Consider the following 19,436-nt stretch of genomic DNA (forward strand, 5'->3'; position numbering starts at 1 on the left):
CTTCGTCATCAGTTCTTCGGCGGCAGGCCCATCGCCGCGCGATAGGCGGCGAGTTGCTTGGCGCGGCCGAATTCGTCGGTCAGCCTGTTCCATTCCTTGGCCATCGCATCGAGCGCGGCCTGCGGCGTGGTCTGGCCGGCGAGCGCCTTGCCGAGCTCGATCTCGACGACCTCGGTGTAGGAGAAATAGCCGGGCAGACGCATGTCGAGCGCGACGTTCTTGGCATTGATCGAGTCCGACTGGGCGCCGAGATATTCCTTGGCCTCTTCAGGCGTGAAGATCTTGCTCCACAGTTGCAGGTTGGCAGTGTGCGATTTGCGATAGGGATTGACGCCGCTGCCGCCGGTGATCGCCGCCTGCCCCGAGACCTCGGGACTGGTCAGCGTCTTGACGAAATCCCACGCCGCCTGCTGGTTCTTGCCGGCCTTCGGCACCGCGATCTGCCAGCCGCCGAACGCCATGAACGGCCCCGGCAGGACGCTCGGGAATTTGTCCCACTTCTTGGTCTTGGCGTTCCAGATCTCGTCGGAGCCCGGCAGCATTGCCGAGCCGACCTTGCCCGAGATCTTCGACTGCTTGGGGTCGGCCGCGATCACGCCGGTGTCGCCCCAGCCGATCGATTCCGCGACCTGGCCACCGGCCACCGCCGCGTTGACCTCGCCGAACGAGAAGTTCAACGCATTGGGCGGGCCGAGCTTGGAGGCGCGGATGTATTCTTCCAGGCCCTTCACCCAGCCCGGATTGTTGATCTGGGCGTCCATCGTCTCGGGGTCGAAGAACATCGCGCCCGGATAGTTCGGGTTGTTGGTGTAGGCCGCAGCGTGGCTGAAGAAGAACCAGAACTGCTGGCCGCCGCGACGGAAGGCTTCGGCCGTGCCCCACAGCCCCTTGTCCGGCCGCTGGAAGAACTCGGCGATGTCGAGATACTGCTTCCAGGTCTTCGGCGGCGCGAGGTCGTAGCCGTATTTGGCCTTGAAGCCATCCTTTTCCTTGGGATCGCTGAACAGGTCGGTGCGATAGGTGTAGGTGTGGACGTCACCGTCCATCGACTGCGAATAGATCTTGCCTTCCCACACCATCAGGCGTTCGCGATAGGCCGGCTCGATGTCGTCCCAATCCTTGCCGGACTGCATCTCCTTCGGCATCTCGCTGAGATAGGGCACGAAGTCCGGCAGCCAGGCCGGCGCGAAGCTGACCAGGTCGAATGCCGCATCCGACTGCGTGAGCGATGTCACGATCTTCGGGTAAAGCTCCGACCACGGAAACTCGACGACGTTGACCTTGCCGCAGGTTTTCTTCGACCATTCGTCGGCGCCCAGCTTGAGCGCGGAGGCGATATAAGGCCCGGTCTGCGTCGCCACCGTGAGCGTGACGCCGGAGTAGTCCGGGCTGCAGGCAGCGTTCGCCCCGCTTGCGGCGCAGGCGGTCGCGAGTGAGGTGGCAAGCATCAGGAACGTTCGTCGCAACATGGTCTAGTCCCTCCCTATCTTCAGTTTGTTACTTGATGGCTCCGAGTAGCAGGCCCGACCGCATCATGCGGCTGAGCAGGCCCGCCATGATCATCATCGGAATGATGGCAACCAGCGCCGCGGCCGAGATCGCCCACCATTCGTCGCCGCGCTGGCTGTTTTGTCCCGCCACCAGGATCGGCAGGGTCTGCCATTTGGAATTGGTCAGGAACAGCGCGAACAGGAACTCGTTCCAGACGAAGGCGAGCGTGATCATGAAGGTCGCCAACAGCCCGTTCATCGACATCGGCACCACGATGCCGAGGAAGATGCGCCAGCTCGGCACGTTATCGACCATCGCGGCTTCCTCGACCTCGATCGGCACGGCTTCGAAGAAGTCGCGCATCAGCCACACCACGATCGGCAGCGAGAACGCGACGTAGCACAAGGTCAGGCCGACATAGCTGTCGATCAGCTGGAAGCCGAGGCGGCCAATCTCGCTGTAGAGCAGATAGAGCGCAAAGGCGGTGACGATCGGCGGAAACATGCGCTGGCTGACGAACCAGAACAGGATGTCCTCATTGCCGAGGACCGGCCCCGGCAGCGGCAGGCGGTTGGCGAGGATGGCAATGACGAGCGCGATCGGGAATGCGAGCAGCAGCGCCTGCGCGCGGGTGAAGCCAAGCGTCGTATTGAACAGCAGATAACCGCCGAGCGCGAGCAGGAAGAAGATCAGGCCGGCGCCGAACCGGACCTTGAACTCGAACCGCACCAGCGCATAGGCCGCCATCGCGCCGACGGCGGTTGCAATCGCCGCGGCAGAAAGCCCGACGATGGTCGAGTTCAGGAAGGTCCGGAAGAACTCGCCTCGGATGCCCTCGACGAGATCGATGAAGGGCTGCAAGGTCGGCGTGAAGTCGATGAACGGCAAATAGGTCGGGCCGCCGACGACGCCCGGCGGCGTCTTGAACGCCGTCACCACCACCCAATAGAGCGGAAACACCGTGATCAGGCACCAGGCAAGCACGCCGAGTGCGACCAGGCGGCGGCCCCATGGCGACAGTCCGGTCAGGCTCTGTCCGCTCATCGGCGCTTCTCCAGATGAGGCTTGAGCAGCGCCAGGTAGGTCACGCCGATGATCGTGATCGCGATCAGGAACAGGAAGCTCAGCGCCGACGTGTAGCCGAGATTGAACTTCTTGAAGCCCTCCTGATAGGCGAACAAGGTCAGCGTCTCGGTGTCGACGCCCGGCCCGCCGCCCGTCATCACGAACACGGTGTCCATGATCTTGTAGCTCTCGATCAGGCGAATGAAGACGACCGCGGCCGAGATCGGCAGCAGCATCGGAAACGTGATGCCCCAGAACTGCTGCCAGGCGCTGGCATTCTCGAGCTCGGCGGCCTCATAGACATCCTCGGGAAGCGTCTGCAGGCCGGCCAGCATCATCAGGATGACGAACGGCGTCCATTGCCAGATCTCGACCGCGATGATGCAGGCGAGCGCCCAATGCCCGTTGGTCAGGAACGGCAGGTTGGCAAGGCCGAACTTGGACAGCAACTGGTTGAGCGGCCCCATGGTCGGGTTGAAGATCATCCGCGCCACCAGCGCGACCGCGACCGGCGCGAGCAGCATCGGCAGCAGCAAGGCGACGCGAAACAGCCGTTCGCCGGGCACGCGCGCGTTCAGCGCCAGCGCGACGCCGAACCCGATCGCGTATTGGATGCCGACCGCGATGAACGCGATCAAGGTCGTGGTGAAGATCGCATTCCAGAACCGCGGCTCCTGCAGCAGGGTCGCGTAGTTGCCGAGCCAGACCACGCGCGGCGGAATCGGCGGGATCAGGCGATAGCTCAGAAAGCTTGTCGTGAAGGAATAGATCAGCGGAAAGATCGAGATCGCCAGCACGACGAGCACCGCCGGCCAGATGAAGACATGCTTGATCGGATCGTTCCGCATCATTGCGCGGATTGCTCCTTCAGCAGCGCCTCGATCTCCGCGCGCCGCGGCATCGCGGGTGCAGTCCCGGGACGCGTCACCGAAATTCCCGCCGTCGCGGAGCCGAACCGCGCGGCTTCGAGCGGATCGGCGCCGCCTGCCAACGCGGCTGCGAAGCCGCCGACGAAGGCATCGCCCGCGCCGGTGGTTTCGACCACCTTGCCGGCCGCGAACGGCGGCACGTGCAACGAGCGATCGCGCGCATGAAACAGCGCACCGCGCTCGCCGAGCGTGATCAATGCCGTGCCGGCGCCCTTGGCCAACAGGGCGTCACCGGCGCGGCGGGCGCCCGCGAGATCGCCCACCGCGATGCCGGTCAGCGCTTCCGCCTCGGTCTCATTGGGCACGACGTAGTCGCAGAGCGCAAACAGGCTGTTGTCGAACTTGATCGCCGGTGCCGGATTGAACACCGTGACGCTGCCCGCCGCGCGCGCGATCTCCAGCCCCCTGACGGCGGCGTCGACGGGCTGCTCGAGTTGGGTGACGAACACGCGGCTGCCGCGGATGGCATCCGCCGCCGCGTCGATATCGGCCGGACTGAGGCCACCGGCGGCACCCGGCACCACGATGATCGCATTGTCACCGCGCGTCTCGTGGACGTAGATGAACGCGGCACCGGTCGGCGCTTCCGTGGTCCTGGCCACGCGCGGCAGAATTCCTTCGGCCTCCCAGGTCTTGATCGCGAGCTCGCCGAAAGCGTCGCTGCCGATCCGCGAGATGAAGGTCACGGCAGCGCCGGCCCGCGCCGCAGCGACGGCCTGGTTCGATCCCTTGCCGCCGGGGCCCATGGCGAATCCGGATCCGGCGATGGTCTCGCCGATCGCAGGCATGTTACCGGCGCGGAACGCGAGATCGACGACGAAGACGCCGAGGACGGCGACGCCATTGCTGCTCATCTCGTCACTCTCCGTCCGGCGCGATGACGCCCTTGCTGAAGATGAAGCAGCCATAGAAACGCCGCTCACCGGTGGCGATCACGCAATAGGCCGACTTGGCCTTTTCATAGAAGGCATGGCGCTCGACGCCGACCAATGGCCAGGATCGTCCCTCGGCGCGATCGATCGCGGCCTGCACCTCACGCTGCACCGGCGGCACTTCCTGGGGCTGGCCGACGATCTCCATGCGGACCGCGGCATCGTCGACGAACGTATCCAGCGGCAGCACCGAGAGAATGGCTTCGATCGCCTTCGCGGTGCTGACGTTATCGATGCGAAGCAGCTCGCCGAACACGGTCTGGCGCGCGATCGAGTCGGCCGGAAAATTGGTGTCGCACACCACCAGGCGATCCCCGTGCCCCATCGCCCGCAGGGCATAGAGCACGTCGGCATTGAGCAATGGATTGATGCCCTTGAGCATGTTGCGTCCTCCCTTGTCTTTCACATCGCCCGAACTCTGACGGTCCGGATCCCCCAACACTATCACCGCAAGGTGACGTCTCTAGTCTCCGTACGGAATCCAGATATTCTTCACCTGCACCGCATGGCGGAGCAAGATCGGACCTTCGCTCGCAACCTTGTCGTACCAGTCGAGCGCGAGGCCATGATCGACGAGGGTGCGCTTGAGATTGCCGACCGACAGCCGCTCGGCAGTCGCCGACGCCTCCTTCGAGCCGAACGCCCAGAGCGCATCGACGTCGTCATGCTCGGCAAGCACCTCGACCAGCGCATCGCGCTCGCCGGTGACGATATTGACGACGCCTGCCGGCACGTCCGACGTCTCCAGCACCTGATAGAAATCCGTCGCGGCCAGCGGATGACGCTCGCTCGGTACCGCCAGCACCCGATTGCCCATCGCGATCAACGGCGCCACCAGGCTGATGAAGCCGAGCAGCGGCGCCTCGTCCGGGCAGGCCACGCCGACAACGCCGATCGGCTCGTGCATCGCCAGCGCAACGCCGCGCAACGGCGGCGCATGGATCGTTCCCTCGTATTTGTCGGCCCAGGCCCCATAGCTGAACAGCCGTTCGATGCTGGCCTCGACCTCGCTACGCGCCTTGGCGGCCGAGACGCCGGTCATGTCGCCGATCCGCCGCGCAAACTCATCCCCGCGCGCCGAAAGGTTCTCGGCAAGGTAGTAGAGGATTTGGGCGCGATTATGCGCCGTTGCGCGCGCCCACGCCTCGGCCGAACGTGCCGCGGCGACCGCGTTGCGGATGTCCTTGCGGTTGCCCTCGCCGACCTCGCCGAGGTGCCGGCCCTTCGGCGACAGCACCGCGCGCGAATAATTGCCGTCGGGACGGACCTGCTTGCCGCCGACGAACAGTTTTGCCGTCCGGTCGATCGAGGGCGCCGCAAATCCGGCGCTGTCGGCCGCGCCGGTCGGCTGCGGCGATGCCTTGGCCCGCGCCTTCCGCCCGCCCCATGCCTTCGGCTTGAGATATTCGTAGAGGCCTTCACGACCCCCCTCGCGGCCGAAGCCGGACTCGCGATAGCCGCCGAAGCCGACGCTGGCATCGAACAGATTGGTCGCATTGACCCAGACCACACCGGCCTGGAGCTTCGGCGCGATGTCGAGCGCTAGCCCGATCGTTTCGCTCCACACGCTGGCGGCGAGGCCGTAGCGCGTGTTGTTGGCGAGCATCACGGCCTCATCGGGCGTGCGGAATGTCATCGCCACCAGCACCGGGCCGAAGATCTCCTCGATCGCCACCGTCGACGACGGATGCACGTTCCAAAGCAGCGTTGGCGGATAGAAGCATCCCTCCGTCGGGAGCGCCCCCGGCGCCTGATATTTCTCGGCGCCCTCCTTCACCCCGGTTTCGACCAGCGCCTTGATCCGCTCGAGCTGCACGGGTGCCACCACTGCGCCCATGTCGATCGCCTTGTCGAGCGGCGGCCCGACGCGCAGCGTCTCCATGCGGCGGATCAGCCGCCTGCGGAAGGTCTCCGCGATGCCCTCCTGCAATAGCAGCCGCGATCCGGCGCAGCAGACCTGGCCCTGGTTGAACCAGATCGCATCGACCACGCCCTCCACGGCGCCGTCGAGATCGGCATCGTCGAACACGATGAACGGCGACTTGCCGCCGAGTTCGAGCGTCAAAGACTTGCCGCTGCCCGCGGTCGACTGGCGGATCAGCCGCCCGACCTCGGTCGATCCGGTGAAGGCGATCTTGTCGACGCCAGGATTCTCGACCAGCAGCGCGCCGGTTGCGCCGTCGCCCGTCACCACATTCAGCACGCCGGGCGGCAGGCCGGCCTCAGCCGCGAGCTCGGCGAACAGCAGCGCGGTGAGCGAAGTGAATTCAGCAGGCTTCAGCACCACCGTGTTGCCGACGGCCAGTGCCGGCGCGATCTTCCAGGCCAGCATCAGCAGCGGGAAATTCCAGGGAATGATCTGGCCGATCACGCCGACCGGCACCTGATCGGCGAATTCGCGCTCCTGCAACTGCGCCCAGCCGGCGTGATACAGGAAGTGGCGGGCGGCGAGCGGCACGTCGAGGTCGCGGGTTTCCCGGATCGGCTTGCCGTTGTCGATCGCCTCAAGCACGGCAAACAGCCGCGCGTGTCGTTGCAGCATCCGCGCCAGCGCGTAGAGATGGCGGGCACGGCCGTGACCGCCGAGCCTGGCCCAGAGCGGCTGCGCGGTTCGTGCGGCGCCGACGGCCGCCTCGACATCCGCGGCAGTGCCTTGCGCAATCTTCGCCAAGGCCTTGCCGGTCGCCGGCTCGATCGTCGTCAGATGCTTGCCGGACTGGGGTGCTGCGAATTTGCCAGCGATGAAATGCCCGAACGTCGCATCGTGCCGCTTCAGCCAGGCGCGCGCCTCGCCATCAGCCTCGGGGGCGGGACCATACTCCATGGTCTCGAAGTAATGTGCGACGCTCATGTTCAGCCCACGGGATGACGGTTGAAGGCCGAGTAGCGGCCGGTGACGTGATGCTCGAGCTGACGCTCGATGTCGGCGAGCAGGCTCGAGGCGCCGATGCGGAACAGCTCCGGTTCGAGCCAGTCGCGCCCCAGCTCCTCCTTCATCAGGAACTGGTAGTTGAGCACATCCTTCGCCGTCGAGATTCCGCCGGCCGGCTTGAAGCCGATCTTGAAGCCGGTGCGCTCCTCGTAGATCCTGATCATCCGCAGCATCGCCAGCGTCACCGGCAGCGTAGCATTGACGCCCTCCTTGCCGGTGGAGGTCTTGATGAAATCGGCGCCGGCCATCATGCAGACCATCGAGGCCTTGGCGACGTTGCGCAGCGTCTTGAGGTCGCCGGTGGCCAGGATCGTCTTCAGATGCGCCTCGCCGCACGCCGCGCGAAAGTCCCTGACCTCCGCATACAGCGCGCGCCAGTCGCCGGTCAGCACATGCTCGCGGGTGATGACGATGTCGATCTCCTGCGCACCGTCCCTGACCGATGCCTCGATCTCCTTGAGCTTGAGGTCATGCGGCACGAGGCCGGCGGGAAATCCGGTCGAGACCGCCGCGACCGGGATGCCATATCCATCGAGCGCTTCGACCGCGGTCGCAACGAAGCGGTGATAGACGCAGATCGCGCCGGTGTGCAGATCGCGTCCGGCAAAGCCGAGCGCTTCGAGGATGTCGCTACGCACCGGCGCCCTCGCCTTGGCGCAGAGGCGCTTCACCCGTTCAGCGGTGTCATCGCCATTGAGCGTCGTCAGGTCGATGCAGGTGATGGCCTTGAGCAGCCACGCCGCCTGCGCATCCTTCTTCACGGTGCGCCGGCCCGGCAGGCTCGCGACGCGACGTTCGGCGGCGGACAGATTGATCCTGATCTCGTCGACCCAATCCATCTCGAGCGGACGGCCGGTATTGCGCGCGATCGGATGCGCCTGGTTGTGGTCCCGCGCATGCGGCTGCGCCGGCACGGCGGATGGATTCGGCTTCAAGACGCTCTGCGCCATAGGTCCAACCGTGCGGTGCTAGCGAATCGACGAAAACGCCGGATAGACTGAATGTGCCGATTGCAACATGCGATCCTCCCACACCTCGCCCGCTGGAGCCCTTAGCCTGCCGCCGCGCACCGCCGACATACACCGGATCGCTCTTCGGGCTTCATGTTATTATTGTAACATATTGTCGTTGCTAAACTCACATCATTGTAAGATCATTGTCAACCGGATAAGCAGGCTCGGTGACGAAAATGGCTGAAACACCGAACGCACGACCGAGCGAGACCCGCGTCCAGCGGCTGCAGCGGCTGCGCCGCGCCGTCGAGAGCAGCGGTGCACTGCATCTGAAGGACGCCGCCGAACTGCTGAAGGTTTCCGAGATGACGGTCCGGCGCGACCTCGCCGGCCCGGAAGCCGCGCTCGCTTTGCTCGGCGGCTACGTCGTCAACGCGGCCTCGCCGACCGGCATCAAATACGCATTCGAGCAGGAGATCGACCAGCACACGCAGGACAAGCGTCTCGCCTGCCGGTCCGCGGCCGCCTCGATCAAGGAAGGCGACACCATCTTCATCGACTGCGGCACCACCATGCAGTCGCTGGCGGATTGCCTGCCCGAGGACATGCCGCTCTCGGTGATCTGCTACTCGCTCAACGTCGCATCGATCGTCACGCATCGGCCGGCGACGCAAGTGATGCTGATGGGCGGGCTCTACCATCCGTCATCGCAATCGTTCTCGTCGGATGACGGCCTGTCCTATCTGCGGCGGCTCGGGGTCAACAAGGCCTTCATCTCGGCCGGCGGCCTGCATTGGGCCCGCGGCGCGAGCTGCTCGAATTTCCACGAGGTCGCGATCAAGCAGGCCGTCATCGCCACCGCGATGGAGAGCATTCTGGTGGTCGATGCCAGCAAGCTCGGCAGCCTCAAGCCGGCATTCTTCTCCGACGTCGGCTCGTTCGCGCGGATCATCGTCGGCGGCTCCGCGCCGGCAGACATGCGCAAGCACTTCCGCAGCCTTCCCGTCGAATACGTCACCAGCGCAGCCTGATCCGGACGGGGGCTGGTTCGCCCGGATCAGGTCTGCTTGGCGAGGCGCGGCCTTACACGACCGCGCATCGTACGCAAACGCCTAGTTGCAGGCGGGCTTCGCCTTGGCGCAGGCATCCGCGAGTTCGGCCGGCGGATCCTTCTTGAACACGGTCGTGTAGGATTCCAGCACGTTCGACTGTGTCACCGGCAGCGACTGCACGCCGATCCAGCCGGGCGTTTCCTTGCCGAGCAGCGCATTCATCATCGCCATCGCCTCCGCGACGCCCTGGTCATATGGACGCTGCGAACCGGTCGCCTTCAGCGGACCGCCCTTGGCGATCTCGATCGCCGATTGCAGGCCGAGGTCGACTGTCGTCACGGGAATATCGATGCCCTGGGCGCGCATCGAGCTCAGCGTGTCCAGCGCCGGTTGATCCCACACCGCGAACAGTCCCTTGATGTCGGGATTGCCGGTGAGGAAGTCGCCCGCGATCTGCGAGACTTTCGGCGGGTCGGTGAAGTCGACCTGCTTCATCTTGATGTCGGGCCGGTTCTTCGCCATCCACTCTCGCACGCCCTTGGTGCGCTCGTTGGTGCTGAAATAGTCGACACCGAAATTGACCAGCCCGATGGTCGCGCCTTTCGCGACGCAGGACGCCAGGATCTGCGCCGCGATCTGGCCGTTGCCCTGGCTGTCCGCCGAGATCATCGAGGCATACTCCTCGGGATGCTTGAGCCCGGTCGGAATGCTGTCCATCAGCACCAGCTTGATGCCGGCCTTGGCGATCTTCTTGTAGGTCGGCGCGGTCGCGGTGAAATCGACCGGGATCGAGATGATGCCGTCGGGATGCTGCTGGATGGTGTTCTCGATATCGGCGATCTGCTTGTCGACTTGATACTCGGCGGAGGCGACGCCGGTGACGGTGACGCCGTATTTCTTCAGCGTATCGGTGATGCCGGCGATCTGGAGCTGCGCCCAGTCCAGATTCACGGTCTGCATGGAGATGCCGACCTTGAAATGCTTCTCCTTGACCTTGGCGGCATCGGCGTCAGACAGCGCAAGCACCTCGGGCGAGGCGGCCTTCTCGCCATGCGGGCCCTGACCGACGATCGATTTCGGACCGAGGGTTGCGAGATCGACGCCCTTGACGCAGGTCGCCGGCACTTCGGCGCGGGCCGAGGGAGCAAACGAGATCGCCGCGGCCGCCATCAACGCGGTCAGCGGCAGGGTGTGTCGCAGGATTGGCTTCATTGTTGGTCTCCTCCCGTTTTGGCCGCCGATTCCGAAGGGCCGGCGACCTTGCCCCTATCTGCTTGACTAGCGTTTGGTGAAGGCAACCGCGGCCACGATGATCGCGCCCTTGATCACGAGCTGCATCGGCGAGCTGACGCCGAGCAGCACGAGGCCGTTGTTGAGCGTGCCGATGATCAGGCTGCCGAACAGCGTTCCCAGGATGTAGCCGCGTCCGCCGAACAGGCTGCAGCCGCCGAGGATGACGGCCGCGATGACATCGAGCTCCATGCCCTGCACGACGTCCGGCCGCGCCGCATGCGAGCGGGCCGACAGCACCAGCGCCGCGAGCCCGGCCAGCATGCCGGTAAGCATGAAGGCCGCCGTCGTCACCCATTTGGTGTTGATGCCGGAATAGAGCGCGGCGGTCGGATTGCCGCCGACGGCATAGATCCGCCGCCCGAATACATTGTAGTGCAAGAGAAGAATGCCGACGATCATCGCAGCCAGCGTCCAGGCGATCGGCACGGGCATGCCGAGAAACGAACCTTCGCCGAAGATCGCGAAATAGGTCTCGTTGGTGATGATGACCGGCTTGGTGTTGGTGACCATCATCGCCAATCCGCGCGCCATGCTGAGCGTGCCGAGCGTCACCAGGAAGGACGGGATCGAGAGCTGCGTGGTCAGGATGCCGTTGAGCAATCCGACCAGCGCACCGGTGCCGAGTCCGGCCGCCGCGCCGACGATCCAATTGTTGTCGATCTGGCTCATCGCCATCGCCGCCGCCATGCCCGACAGCGCCAAGGTCGAAGCGACCGACAGGTCGATCTGCCGCGAGATGATGATGAAGGTCATGCCGACAGCGATGATCGATACCAGCGTGGTCTGCCGTCCGATGTTCAGGAAATTGTCGACCGAAAGGAACCAGGGCGAAGACAGGCTGAACACGACGAGCAGGATGACGAAGGCGATGTAGAGCATGTAGGGCCGCTCGCCGCGCAACAGGTTCTGCAGCAGCTTGCGGCGACGGTCGGACCGCGTCGGCGCGGTGACGGCGTTGGGCGCGATCAGGTCAGTCATGCCGGCAGCTCTTGCATTGCGCCTTCCGGAGGGTTCAGGCCGGAGGCCTGGTACATCTGAAGCAAATGATGGAGTTCTTCGGCGTCGTCGATCTCGCCGCGCACCAGGACGCGCGCGACGCGGCCGTTCACGATCACCGAGATGCGGTCGCTCAGCTCGATCAGCTCGACGAGATCGGACGAGACGACGAGAACGCCGGAGCCGTCACGTGCCGCCTGTCGGACGACGCCGTAAATCTCCTCGCGCGCGCCGACATCGACGCCGACGGTGGGCTCATCCAGCAACAGCACGCGCGGGCGCGGATCATTCCATTTTCCGAACACGACCTTCTGCTGGTTGCCGCCCGAAAGTGTCCTGACCAGGCTCGAGGCCCCCTGCGCCTTGACCGCCAGCCTGCGGACCGCGGTCTCGGCGCGCTTCGTCGCGGCGCGTTGCTGCATCCAGCCCCAGCGCGAGAAATACGGCAACCGCGAGAGCGTGACGTTGCGCTCGATCGAGTGATCGAGCACCAGGCCCTGCACGTGGCGATCCTCCGGCACCAGCGCGATGCCCTGGTCGATCGCATCGGCCGGGCTCTTGGGTAGCCACCGCCGGCCGTCGATCTCGAACGTGCCGCGCTCGACCGAACGCAGGCCGAAGATGGTCTCGAGGATCTCGGTGCGTCCGCTGCCGATCAGTCCGGCGAGGCCGTGGATCTCACCCTTCAGGATGGAGAGGTCGACCGCGCGCAGCCGGTCGTTGGAGACATCGGACAGCGACAGCACCGGCGATGGTTCGACGGCGCGCGTGGCTTGAGGCTCGGCGCGAGATGCAGCCGGCGCCGACCGCTCGCTTCCGACGATTGCATTCACCAGCCGCTTCATGTCGGTGTCTGATGTGACGAAGGTCCCGGCATTGGCCCCGTCGCGCAGCACGGTGACGCGTTGGGATATCTCGAACACCTCGTTCAGCCGGTGCGTCACGTAGATCACGCCGACACCGCGGCGCGTCACCTTGCCGATCGCATCGAACAGGATGCGGACCTCGTCCGACGTCAGCGAGGATGTCGGCTCATCCAGGATCAGCAGCCGCACCTCGCCCATCAGTGCTTTCGCGATCTCGGTCATCTGGCGGTAGGCGAAAGGCAGCGAGCCGACGGTCGCCTTGAGGTCGAGGGGAATGCCGAGCTGCGTCAACATCGCGCCGGCTTGCGCCATCAACGCGCGCTTCCTGACGAAGCCGAAGCGGGCCAGCGGCTCGCGGCCGAGCATCAGATTGTCGCCGACGCTGAGCGATTCAACGAGACTCAAATCCTGGTAGACGACGGCGATCCCCGCCTCGCGCGACTTCGCCGGGCTGTCGAATGCCGCCGGTTGGCCTGCAATCTCGATCGCGCCGCTGTCGAAGGCGTGCACGCCGCTGAGGATCTTGATCAGCGTGGATTTGCCGGCGCCGTTCTCGCCCAGCAGCGCATGCACTTCGCCGGCCCGAACTTCGAGATTGACGTCCCGCAAGGCGCGCACGCCGCCAAAGCTCTTGTTGATGGCGCTGACCATCACAAGCGGCGTCATCGGCTGTGACTGTGCTGCAACCGAAACCGACGACGGCTCCAACCTTCCCTCCCACGCCGCCCATCGCTGCTACGATGGTGACATTATGTTATTATTCAAACGAATGATGTTATAATTCTACCATACCGGACGATTGTCAACGGATGGCTTCGCGCATTCGGAGGTGACTTTGAACTCTCAAAGCGCACGGCCACGCCGAACTGCGTTCGTCACCGCTATTGCGGGTGTGGGCGCAACCGGACGAGCCTTCATGGTCGTGATGAGGGGCCGGAAATACGGCGTTTTCTCTCGAGAGGCTCGATACCCAAGTTTCTGAGGACTGGGTGGTGGGCGCACCAGGGCTCGAACCTGGGACCCGCTGATTAAGAGTCAGCTGCTCTACCAACTGAGCTATGCGCCCGGAACTTGTCCGGAAGTGACCCTCGCGAGAGGGCCGTCGTTTAGCAAAGCGATTCCGGTATGTCCAGCAAGGCGGGGCAAGTTTTCCCGACTTTTCCGGATCGCCCGGGCAACGCAAAGGCCGCCGGATTCCGGCGGCCTTTCATGGGCTTGGCGAAGGGGCGCGCGCCCGCTCAGAGCCGGCCGGAACGCTCCTGATCCGGACCGCCGTCGCGATCGCGGTCGAACCGGTCATGATCGCGGCCGCCATGCTCCCAGCGGTCCATGCCGCGCTCGTGGCCGCGCCGTTCCTCGTCGCCGCCGAAGCGGCCCCCGGCCATGTGGGTCAGCATGGTGAGCCGCCGCTTCTGGTTGTCGTCGAGCGTCTTGTAGAGCGGATCGGCGGCATCGGCGATCTTCTTCAGCGACGCCGCGGTCGCCGCCATGTTGTCGGCGCGCTCGCGCAGACGGGCGACCGGGTTATCCGGCTGCTGCGCCTTGTCGGCATCGGGCTTGTCGGCATCGGCCTTCTCGGCCGCCATCCGCGCGTTGGCGCGATCGAGCCGCTGCTTGGCGAAGTCGCGCACCGCGGCCTCGACCGGCGGCCACAGCTTCTCCTGATCCGCCGTCAGCTTCAGCCCGGCGTGGACGGCTGCGATACGCGCGTCGAGGAACGCGGCGCGATCCTCGGGGTTCATCCGCATCTGGCCATGAAACCACGGACGATGTTGGGCATACACCGCGGTCGAACCGGCGATGGCGAGCGCCGCGACGCCGGCGAGCAGAACTTTCTTCATTCGAACCTCCTTTGAAGGTTGCTCGAAGATGATGCCGCTCGCCCTCGCCTTCAACTTACGGATTGGCAAGAGAGAGCTCTCTTACCAAGATGTAATCCGCTTCGTTGCCCGACGGAAATATTGAGACTTCCGTTTACTGAACCATTCCCAACAACCGCGGCAGCCACAGCGAGATTTCCGGCACGTAGGTGATCAGGCCGAGGAACACCAGCATCGCGCACAGCCAGGGCAGCACCGCGATCGTGATCTCGCTGATGCCCATCTTGGCGATACTGCTCGCGATATAGAGATTGAGCCCGACCGGGGGGTGGCACAGCCCGACCTCGGTGTTGACGATCATCAGGATGCCCAAGTGCACCGGATTGACGCCGAGCTTAGTCGCCAGCGGATACAGGATCGGCGCCATGATCAGGAGGATCGATGACGGATCCATGACGTTGCCGGCCAAGAGCAGGATGACGTTGACCACCAGCAGGAACATCCAGACCGAGAAGTTCTTGTCGATGATCCAGGCCGCCATCTCCTGCGGGATCTGCTCATGCGTCATCAGGAACGAGAACAGCACCGCGTTGGTGATGATGTAGAGCAGCATCGAGCTCATGCTCGCCGCCTGCAATAGCACCTTCGGCACTTCGGTGAGCTTCAATTCCTTGTAGACGAACACGGTGATGAAGAAGGCGTAGGTCGCGGCGACCGCGGCCGCTTCGGTCGGCGTGAAGATGCCGCCATAGATGCCGCCGAGCACGATCGCGATCAAGAGCAAGCCCCAGATGCTCTCGCGGAACGCCTTGAACTGCTCACCGAACGTCGCCTTCGGCATCTTCGGATAGCCGTTGCGCTTGGCGACGAAGAAGGTCACGGCGGCCAGCATCAGCGCCAGCAGCACGCCGGGCACGATGCCGGCCATGAACAGCGCGCCGATCGAGGTGTTGGTGGAGACGCCGTACAGCACCAGGATGATCGACGGCGGCACCAGGATGCCGAGCGCGCCCGAGGTCGAGATCACGCCGACGCCGAACCGCTTCGGATAGCCGTGATCGACCATCGCCGGCATCATGATCGAGCCGATCGCGACCACGGTGGCGACGCTGGAGCCCGAGATCGCCGCGAACATCGCGCAGGCCGCGACGCCGGCGAGGCCGAGGCCGCCCGGCAGATGCCCGACCAATGACGTCGTGAACGCGATCATCCGCCGCGCCACGCCTCCCCGCGTCAGGAAGGTGCCGGCGAGGATGAAGAACGGGATCGCCATGATGCCGAAATTGTCGAGGCCCGAAAACAATTTCAGGCCGACGCTCTCGATCGGCACCTCGGTCATCGTGAACAGGAAGGTGAGCACGGTCAGGCCGAGCGAAATCGAGATCGGCATGCCCGTCAGCATCAGGGCGAACAGCAGTCCAAAAATGAGGGCGGCGCTCATCACGCTTCTCCGAGCGCAACGGGCGCAGTCTTGCTGGTCTCGACGCCATCGACGTGGGAGGCGTCATGGTGCGGCAGCTGGTCGGTCCACCAGTAGTTCCAGCACACCTGCAGGAAGCGGAAGCACATCAGGTAGGAACCGAGCGGGATACAGGCGTAGACGATCCAGCTCGGGATCTCCATGTCGGGCGAGACCTGGTCGGTGTGCATCAGTTCGAACACGAACTTGGCGCCCATGGTGCCGACGATCGCGGTGAACAGCGCGCCGCCGAGCAGGCCGAACAGGATGGTGCCCTTGCGCCAGACGTCATTGAGGCGATTGATCAGCACGTCGACGCCGACATGGATACCGGTGCGCACGCCATAGGCGGCACCGAACTTCGCCATCCAGATGAACATGTAGATGCAGAGTTCCTGCGACCAGGTGAGGTTGATGCCGAACAGGTACGGATAGAGGATCGGCACGTCGACCAGGAAGCGGTGCAGCACGGTGACGAAGGTCAAGAGCGTCGCGGCGCCCATCAGGCTTGCGATGATGATCTCTTCAAGCCTGTCGAGAATTTTCAGCAGCATTGATCTCCCCAGTGGTGGCCTGATCTTGCGCCCCGGCCACACGCCCTATCCACAAACTCATGCAGCCGCGGTGTTCTCTTCACCTCGCCCCGCTTGCGGGGAGAGGTCGAAATTCAAGCTGCGCTTGAATTCGGGTGAAGGGGAGCCTCCGCGAGCGCAGCTATCATCGTTTGCGCGGGGAAAGCCCCTCACCCCAACCCTCTCCCCGCAAGAACGGGGAGAGGGAGCCGTTCCCGCACCGCCCTAGTTGACCGGGCTGCGGCCCGTCTCCTTCAGGAATTCGTCGATCAAGGGCTGGCCGACCCGCGAGGCGACGTCCTTGTAGACCGGCATCATCGCCTTGCGCATCGCCTCGTCCTGCTCCGGCGTGAGCGAGATGATCTCGGTCTTGCCGGACTTCTTGATCGCTTCGAGCGCGTCCTCGTTCTCCTTGGCGGACTGGCTGTTGCCGAACTCGGTCGCTTCCTTCATCGCCTTCGACAGCTGGTCGCGGATGTCGGCCGGCAGGCCGTCCCAGAACTTCTTGTTCACGATCACGACGTAGCCGATATAGCCGTGGTTGGTGACGGTGGCGTATTTCTGCACCTCATGCATCTTCTGGGTGTAGATGTTCGACCAGGTGTTCTCCTGGCCATCGACCACGCCGGTCTGCAGCGCCTGGTAGACGTCGGAGAACGCCATCACCTGCGGGATCGCGCCGAGTGCGCGGAATTGGGCTTCCAGCACCTTGGATGACTGGATGCGGAATTTCAGCCCCTTGTAGTCGGCCGGCGCGACCAGCTTCTTGTTGGCGCTCATCTGCTTGAAGCCGTTGTCCCAGTAGGCGAGACCGGTCATCCCCTTGGAGTCCAGCAGCTTGAGCAGCTTGGCGCCGAGCGGGCCGTCGGTGACCTTGCGCAGCGTCTTCAGGTCGGGGAGGATATAGGGCAGATCGAAGACTTCGAATTCCTTGATGCCGATCGGGCCGAACTTGGAGTTCGACGGCGCCAGCATCTGAACCGCGCCGAGCTGCAGCGCCTCGAGCTCTTCCTTGTCCTTGTACAGCGTCGAGTTCGGGTAGACCTCGACCTTGACCTTGCCGCCGGTGTACTTCTCGGCCAGTTCCTTGAACTTGTCGGCGGCCTTACCCTTCGGCGTGTCCGAGGCCACGACGTGGCTGAACTTGATCACGATCGGCGACTGCGCCTGGGCCGGTCCGACAAAAGCCGATCCAGCAAAAGTCAGTGCTGCGATCGATACCGCAGCTAAAATCGATTTACGCATTTTTCCTCCCGCGTAATTGCGGAGCACGAACCACCGGCCCCGGGACATCCGGTCGCACCATTACAGAGAAGCGGCTGCGAATGCCATTGCCCCTTTAGCAGGGTCTGATCGCTCCATTGCTGCATCGCAAAATGCAGCGGTATCCACCTCGGCCCTTCGACCGTTCGATGACACCGCCATCGGCTGTGCCCGTTGCGGGCGGTGAGGTCAATGCGAGGTTCGCAAATGGCGAATTCGCGGGACGCGAACGCTGCCGTGTCACCGTCGTCCTGGCGAAAGCCAGGACCCATAACCACCGAACTTGCTTTGAACAGGATCGTGGCCGCAGCGTCGCGCAATGGCCGGCAGTTGGGGTAACGGGTCTTGGCTTTCGCCAGGACGACGTTGTCGGTGGTTCTCGGTTCACCAACCAACACCGCGGCGTCATCACCCGCGCATTCCCATGCGGGTGATCCAGCATTCCAGAGGGGGTCGTGCTTGAGCCCCGGCGTCATCTCATCCGTGTCATGGATACGCCGCAAATGCAATCTAAGATAGCATTATTTTCGGACATTTCCCTTTGGGAGGACCACGCATGACAGCGCCAGCCGATCTCAAGTCGCAAGCCATTGCGGCCTTCAATCGTTACATGGACGTCTGGAATTTCGACGACTACTGGACGAGGTCCAACACCTTCGAGGCGGCCATCGAGTTCGTCACGGCGGCGCGCCGCCGCTGGCCGACGGATGCGGCCGTCCTGACCTCGGTGCGGCGGATCGACGAGGTGATTTTCGGCAACATCACCTATTTCGAGCGCGTGCTGCAGAACATCGACAAAATCTGGGCCGATGATTTCGGCTGGTGCGGCAATGCGTGCCTGTCGGCCCGGCGCTACATTCTCGATTTCCCCGACACCCAGCAGATCGTCAAGGGCGCCGGCAGCTATCTCGCGATCGCCGACCGATGCTGGCATAACATGGTGAACATCGGCTACGACGCGACCCACGACGCAAAGCCGGTGCCGCATGGATGCAGCAATAATTCAAAGGTCTCGAGCCACGACCCGATGAAGAACACGGTGACCAACGCCACCTTGTTCCTGCTGTCCTCGCGTCTGTTCGAGACGACGATCAAGCTGGAGGGCTTCAAGCCCGCCGACTATCTCGGGATGAGCCGGGCGCAGTACGAATGGTTCCACGCCTGGTTCGCGCCGCAATACGCCTATCTGCGTGCACATACTGCGCCCAACCTGAACGCCAAGCTGATCGGAGAACGTCCGATCGCCGAGCCTGACTACGAGAACAAGTTCATGTGGCAGCCGGGGCTGGTCTGGACCGGCGACCAGGGCCTCATGCTGGCGGCACTGACGGAATACGCGGCGATCCATCCGAAGTCCGCCCCCGAGGTCTTCGACGTCGTCGGCGCGGTCTCCAAAGGCCTTGCCAGCCTGCTGTTCGATGCCGACGGCGTTCTCCAGGAAGCGCCGTTCACGGCGTTCTTCACCGGCGACGGCAAGGACTATGTCTGCGGCCGCGGCGTGCTGCTGCGCCATCTGTCCTCCCCCGCGGTGGAACGGCACGTCGGTCCCGGCTTCAGGGGCCGCATCCAGGCCACGAATGCCCACGCGGTGGCGACCTGGGATGCGAACAATCAATACGGCGCAGCCTGGAATTCTGTTCAGCTCGACGCCTTCAGCGCAGCGTTCAAGCGTGGCTGGCTGTTCGGCGACGGCGCGCTGCAATGGCAGTTCGACTACGGTCCCGAGGTGATGAACGGCATCCTACAGGCCGCGGGGCTGGATGCGCTCACCGCTGCGATGAGGGTGACGCCGGCCTGAGGCATCCCATCCACC

General features: G+C 64.2%; 16 protein-coding genes and 1 tRNA gene. 2 read left to right on the plus strand and 15 right to left on the minus strand.

The features are described from left to right. Positions 1 to 8: 8 nt before the first annotated feature. The 7 genes from IC762_RS25930 to deoC all read right to left on the minus strand — a co-directional run bounded on the left by IC762_RS25930 (position 9) and on the right by deoC (position 8,188). Entirely contained in the window at positions 9 to 1,466 is a 1,458-nt protein-coding gene (locus IC762_RS25930; RefSeq protein WP_195790288.1) for an extracellular solute-binding protein, read from the minus strand. Positions 1,467 to 1,497: 31 nt separating this feature from the next. Continuing rightward, positions 1,498 to 2,535 (minus strand): carbohydrate ABC transporter permease, encoded by a 1,038-nt coding sequence (locus tag IC762_RS25935; protein ID WP_195785031.1) that lies wholly within the window; start codon positions 2,533 to 2,535, stop codon positions 1,498 to 1,500. After that, positions 2,532 to 3,407, minus strand: coding sequence for a carbohydrate ABC transporter permease (locus tag IC762_RS25940; protein ID WP_195785032.1), 876 nt, complete (start codon positions 3,405 to 3,407; stop codon positions 2,532 to 2,534). Before IC762_RS25940 ends, IC762_RS25935 begins: the two co-directional genes overlap by 4 nt. Further along, positions 3,404 to 4,339, minus strand: coding sequence for a ribokinase (gene rbsK, locus IC762_RS25945; protein WP_195785033.1), 936 nt, complete (start codon positions 4,337 to 4,339; stop codon positions 3,404 to 3,406). Before rbsK ends, IC762_RS25940 begins: the two co-directional genes overlap by 4 nt. A 4-nt stretch (positions 4,340 to 4,343) precedes the next feature. After that, the gene (locus IC762_RS25950; protein WP_195785034.1) at positions 4,344 to 4,799 is read right to left on the minus strand and encodes an RbsD/FucU family protein; all 456 of its coding nucleotides are present in this window, start codon (positions 4,797 to 4,799) and stop codon (positions 4,344 to 4,346) included. Between the two features lie 81 nt (positions 4,800 to 4,880). Beyond that, entirely contained in the window at positions 4,881 to 7,268 is a 2,388-nt protein-coding gene (locus IC762_RS25955; RefSeq protein ID WP_195785035.1) for an aldehyde dehydrogenase family protein, read from the minus strand. 2 nt (positions 7,269 to 7,270) lie between these two features. Further along, complete coding sequence (gene deoC / locus IC762_RS25960; RefSeq protein ID WP_210338469.1) at positions 7,271 to 8,188, minus strand: deoxyribose-phosphate aldolase; 918 nt, start codon at positions 8,186 to 8,188, stop codon at positions 7,271 to 7,273. A gap of 350 nt (positions 8,189 to 8,538) precedes the next feature. Between deoC and IC762_RS25965 the strand changes: the two genes are divergently transcribed. Further along, a complete protein-coding gene (locus IC762_RS25965; protein WP_195785037.1) occupies positions 8,539 to 9,333 on the plus strand; it encodes a DeoR/GlpR family DNA-binding transcription regulator in 795 nt (264 codons plus the stop codon). Between the two features lie 81 nt (positions 9,334 to 9,414). Here IC762_RS25965 and IC762_RS25970 read toward each other — a convergent pair whose 3' ends face one another. The 8 genes from IC762_RS25970 to IC762_RS26005 form a co-directional block, all read right to left on the minus strand. Continuing rightward, positions 9,415 to 10,566: a substrate-binding domain-containing protein gene (locus IC762_RS25970; RefSeq protein ID WP_195785038.1), complete on the minus strand. Its 1,152-nt coding sequence runs from the start codon at positions 10,564 to 10,566 to the stop codon at positions 9,415 to 9,417. A 66-nt stretch (positions 10,567 to 10,632) separates the two neighbouring features. Next, entirely contained in the window at positions 10,633 to 11,625 is a 993-nt protein-coding gene (locus IC762_RS25975; protein ID WP_195785039.1) for an ABC transporter permease, read from the minus strand. Then, the gene (locus IC762_RS25980; RefSeq protein ID WP_246801248.1) at positions 11,622 to 13,175 is read right to left on the minus strand and encodes a sugar ABC transporter ATP-binding protein; all 1,554 of its coding nucleotides are present in this window, start codon (positions 13,173 to 13,175) and stop codon (positions 11,622 to 11,624) included. Before IC762_RS25980 ends, IC762_RS25975 begins: the two co-directional genes overlap by 4 nt. Before the next feature lie 324 nt (positions 13,176 to 13,499). Beyond that, positions 13,500 to 13,575 (minus strand) — tRNA-Lys (locus tag IC762_RS25985). 172 nt (positions 13,576 to 13,747) lie between these two features. Next, a complete protein-coding gene (locus IC762_RS25990; protein ID WP_195785040.1) occupies positions 13,748 to 14,350 on the minus strand; it encodes a Spy/CpxP family protein refolding chaperone in 603 nt (200 codons plus the stop codon). A 133-nt stretch (positions 14,351 to 14,483) separates the two neighbouring features. Continuing rightward, positions 14,484 to 15,770: a TRAP transporter large permease gene (locus IC762_RS25995; RefSeq protein WP_195785041.1), complete on the minus strand. Its 1,287-nt coding sequence runs from the start codon at positions 15,768 to 15,770 to the stop codon at positions 14,484 to 14,486. Further along, a complete protein-coding gene (locus tag IC762_RS26000; protein ID WP_195785042.1) occupies positions 15,770 to 16,342 on the minus strand; it encodes a TRAP transporter small permease in 573 nt (190 codons plus the stop codon). Before IC762_RS26000 ends, IC762_RS25995 begins: the two co-directional genes overlap by 1 nt. 243 nt (positions 16,343 to 16,585) lie before the next feature. Next, positions 16,586 to 17,605: a TRAP transporter substrate-binding protein gene (locus IC762_RS26005; RefSeq protein WP_195785043.1), complete on the minus strand. Its 1,020-nt coding sequence runs from the start codon at positions 17,603 to 17,605 to the stop codon at positions 16,586 to 16,588. 574 nt (positions 17,606 to 18,179) lie between these two features. On the opposite strand from IC762_RS26005, the gene IC762_RS26010 reads away from it, so the two are divergent. Continuing rightward, positions 18,180 to 19,421, plus strand: a complete 1,242-nt coding sequence (locus IC762_RS26010; RefSeq protein WP_195785044.1) for a hypothetical protein — start codon at positions 18,180 to 18,182, stop codon at positions 19,419 to 19,421. Positions 19,422 to 19,436 lie beyond the last annotated feature (15 nt).

Source organism: Bradyrhizobium genosp. L, from assembly GCF_015624485.1.
Classification (GTDB): Bacteria; Pseudomonadota; Alphaproteobacteria; order Rhizobiales; family Xanthobacteraceae; genus Bradyrhizobium.